The sequence below is a fragment of the Clostridium sp. genome, from assembly GCF_030532265.1.
Classification (GTDB): domain Bacteria; phylum Bacillota; class Clostridia; order Clostridiales; family Clostridiaceae; genus Clostridium.
On sequence record NZ_JAUNLM010000096.1, the window covers coordinates 1 to 4,253 of the forward strand.

A 4,253-nucleotide genomic window follows, 5' to 3' on the forward strand; every position below is an offset into this window, starting at 1 on the left:
AATGTTTTTCTCACCTCGAAGATTATTTTATCATAATTACAATTCAGCGCAAATTATAATTTTTCTATTAATTACTTAACATAATATTTAGAATAATAAATAGAATTTAATGTTAAAATTATGTATAATTATAGATATTAATAATTTAAAATACATAAATGGAAATTATATTAAATAATATTTTATATTATTTAAAAGAAATTAACTTATAGTAGATATTTTAAATTACTTTAAAAATAGTTTGGAGGATTTATAATGACTGAAAAAATTGATATTTATGTTATGTATGATTATATAATAGAAGAAATTCAAAAGGGAAATGATATTAAATTTCAACATATATCATATATAAATGAAAGAGAAGATTTAAATGAAGAAAATGTGGAGTATTTTATAAAAAAAATATTATATATTGAGAACAACATAAATTCTTTTGGAAATGAAAATAGAGTTATAATTTCAAAAAATTGTACAAGATGTATAGACTGGATTAAGTATGGAGATAGAATTTATAGGGAATTAAGTTCAAAAAGTTATAAAAAGAGAGAAGAAAAAATTGAAGAAGAATTTGGGGGAGGAGATGATAGCTCTAGAGATTCAGTGAGTTTAATAGATGATGCAATAAATAATTTTTCAGGAATAATTTATGGAAATGTTAGTAATGCAAGTACTATATATGGAATGGATAAGTTTAATACTCCTAGGGGGCATGGATTTGCTGCTGAAAATGCTAATCACTTACACGATAAAATAAATCATTTTGATTTTTTTGGACAAGGAAAAGTTAAGTTAACAGGAGAGGAAATTGATCCTAATACAGGACGCATTGTTAAAAATGGTGCTGATAGAGTAGTGGATGGAATTAATATTCAAACAAAGTATTGTTCCAGTGGATCAAAATGTATTTCAGAGTGTTTTGAAAATGGAAAGTTAAGATATTTAAATCCAGATGGCACACCAATGCAAATAGAAGTTCCTTCAGATAAGTATGATGCAGCAGTAGAAGCAATGAAAAATAGAATAAAAAGGGGAGAAGTTCCAGGAGTTACAGATCCAGAAAAAGCTAAAGATATTGTTAGAAAAGGTAATTTTACATATGAACAAGCTAAAAATATAGCTAAATTTGGAACTGTTGAATCAATAACATTTGATGCAGTAAATGGAGCAATAATAGCAACAGGAGCAATGGGGATAAGTGCTACATTAACTTTTGCTACTGTTATTTGGAATGGAGAAGACTTTGATGTTGCTATAAAAAAAGCAGCTTATGAAGGGTTAAAAGTTGGAGGAACTACCTTTGTTACAGCTGTTTTATCAAGTCAATTATCTAGAGCTGGCTTAAATAGTGCTTTAGTAGGAAGTTCAGAAGCTATTGTCACTTTAATGGGACCAAAGGCTTCAGCAATGCTAGTTAATGCTTTCAGAAGTGGTAGCAATATATATGGTGCTGCAGCAATGAAAAGTGCAGCTAAGATACTAAGAGGGAATGCAATAACAGGAGCTGTTTCAGTACTTGTATTATCTAGTTTTGATATAGCTAATATATTTAGAGGAAGAATTTCAGGAAGTCAATTATTTAAAAATATTGCTAACACAGCATCTACAGTAGCTGGTGGAACAGCTGGATGGGTAGGTGGAGCTGCAGCTGGAGCAGCTATTGGATCAGTAATTCCTATAGTTGGAACTGCTGCTGGTGGAATTGTAGGAGGAATACTTGGATCCTTTGCAGGAGGAGCTGCAGCTGGAAAAGCATCAGGAGCAGTATTAGATAATTTTATTGAGGATGATGCTAATAAAATGGTAAACATAATAGAAAAAGTATTTACAAAATTAGCTGAAGATTATTTACTTAATAAAAAAGAAGCTGAAAATATTATTGATAAATTAAAGGATGAATTGACAGGAAGTTTTCTTAAAGACATGTTTGCAAGTTCAGATAGGGAAATGTTTGCTAAGAATAGATTAGAGCCTATGGTTGAAGAAGAAGTTAAGAAGAGAAAGAAAATAAAAATGCCTTCAGATAAAGAAATCGCTAATGGACTACGTAAAGTATTAGAAGATTTATCTGATGAAGGATGCTTAATTTAGAAAATAACTATTTTGATGAATTTTTATCTTATTATATATTAATAGTAAAAACTAATAGGTATTATATAAAAGAGAGACTTTTATAAAAGTTTCTCTTTTTTTTAAATAAAATATAATAAAAAATATAAAAGGACATTTTTTGTCCTTTAAAATAAATATAATTATTTATGTAAATGAGGAGTAATATGAAAGAATTAAAAGACCCAAAGGTAAATAGAGTTTTAACTATCTTTGAAAAACTTAAAGATGGTGAGGGAATAAACACAAAGAAAAGTGCTGAAGAGTTTTGTGTTAATGAAAAGACTATTCAAAGAGATATTAATGACATTAGAGCATACATAGCTAATAACAACAAAAATTTATCAATAGTTTATAAAAGGAGTAAGAAGGCTTATTTTTTAGTTGAAGATGAGAATTTAGGCTTACATAAAAAAGATATATTAGCTGTTTGCAAAATATTACTAGAGAGTAGAGCTTTTTGTAATGAAGAAATGAATCACATAATAAATTCCATACTTCAAAATGTTTCCTATGAGGACAAGAAGTTTATAAAAGAGTTAATAGGAAATGAGCTTTTTAAATTTATTCCTCTTAAACATGAGGAAAAATTATTAGATAAAATATGGGATTTAAGTGAAGCTGTTCATCATAGGGAAGTTTTAGAACTACAATATAAAAAGACTAATGGAGAAATAGTAAAAAGAACTGTTAGACCAGTATCTATAATTTTCTCAGAATATTATTTTTACTTAATAGTTTACTTTAACAATTCGAAAATGGACATGCCTATAGTCTACAGAGTTGATAAAATCCTAAAATATAAAAACTTAAAAGAAAAGTTTAGAATAAGTGAGGCAAATAGATTTCAAGAAGGGGAGTTTAGAAAAAGAATTCAATTTATGTATTCTGGTGAACTTATGAGAATCAAATTTGAATTTACAGGACCTTCTCTAGAGGCTGTATTAGATAGAATTCCTACATCAAGGATAATAGAAAGTCATGAGGGGAAACACATTTTAGAAGCTGAAGTATTTGGAAAGGGAATAAAGATGTGGCTATTAAGTCAAGGAAGTGGAATAAAAGTTCTTTCTCCAGAGAGCTTTGCAAAGGAAATGGCCTTAGAAGCCAAAAAAATATGTGAACTATATACTTAAATTTACATATTAAAAATATCACTCAATACAAGAGATAAATTAAGTTTAAGTCAGTATTAAAATACAAAGTAAAACAAATATTTAATAAGCAGAAAAAGTAATTGACTGTATTTCAATATTAAATACATAAGAGTAAAACACATATAAAAATATAAAAATTGAAAGGATGATAATTATGTTTTTATTTCCACTACTACCTACACCAATAGCTTTAATACTGTTAATAGTAGTAATTGCCATGGGGCTATACTATAGCTTTTACATTAAACTAAACAAATTTGAATCTAATAAATTAGAAGTAGTAGAAAAACAAATGATGAAAATTACTAATGTTTTATTAGTATATATAATAATTATAGCGTTATTTAGGAATGATGGAGAGGCAAAAGTTTATATAGGGTTATTTGGAACAAATATATCCTTAGTATTATTTTATATAGCTTTAATTGGATCATATTTAGCCTTAAGAGAAGAAAGAAAAATATCAGATAGAGAAAAGGTATTAGACATTTCCTTTATTAATCACAAAAAAGCATTCTATTATTTAATTGGAGCTACCTTTGTAACAAGATTTAGCTTTAAAGCATATTTAGAAAATTCTAAAACATCAGTTTTAAGACTAATTATTATATTCATATTACTTTGTCTATTTCAGTATGAGATAAATAAAAACTTACAATTTTATACTAAGAAAAAAGTAAACTCCATAAGAGACATAATAAACAAAAATAACCTTAAGAAAAATATTGCCCTAGGACTTGTTCTTATATTTATTGTAACTTTTACAAGTGGAAAGTATTTCTTATCACCTAAGGAGAAAAAGATGTAAAAGTACACAAGGGAATGTGATCAGACCATGAAAGAACTTTTTAGTGACTATAAATAAAGCTTTATATAAAAACAATAAAACCTATGTAAGTTTACATAGAAAAACAGTAAAGACCATAGAGTTTTAGAGGAAAATTAATAATATTTATTATATAGAGAAATACTAGTTAGGAGGAAGAAAAA

At 27.0% G+C, this 4,253-nt stretch carries 3 protein-coding genes; all 3 read left to right on the forward strand.

Translation table 11 applies throughout. The features are described 5' to 3' along the window. Positions 1 to 255 precede the first annotated feature (255 nt). The 3 genes from Q4E08_RS11620 to Q4E08_RS11630 all read left to right on the forward strand — a co-directional run bounded on the left by Q4E08_RS11620 (position 256) and on the right by Q4E08_RS11630 (position 4,071). A complete protein-coding gene (locus Q4E08_RS11620) occupies positions 256 to 2,088 on the forward strand; it encodes a hypothetical protein (RefSeq protein ID WP_303131119.1) in 1,833 nt (610 codons plus the stop codon). A gap of 185 nt (positions 2,089 to 2,273) precedes the next feature. Further along, entirely contained in the window at positions 2,274 to 3,242 is a 969-nt protein-coding gene (locus tag Q4E08_RS11625; RefSeq protein WP_303131120.1) for a YafY family protein, read from the forward strand. 175 nt (positions 3,243 to 3,417) lie between these two features. Next, positions 3,418 to 4,071, forward strand: coding sequence for a hypothetical protein (locus Q4E08_RS11630; RefSeq protein ID WP_303131122.1), 654 nt, complete (start codon positions 3,418 to 3,420; stop codon positions 4,069 to 4,071). Positions 4,072 to 4,253 lie beyond the last annotated feature (182 nt).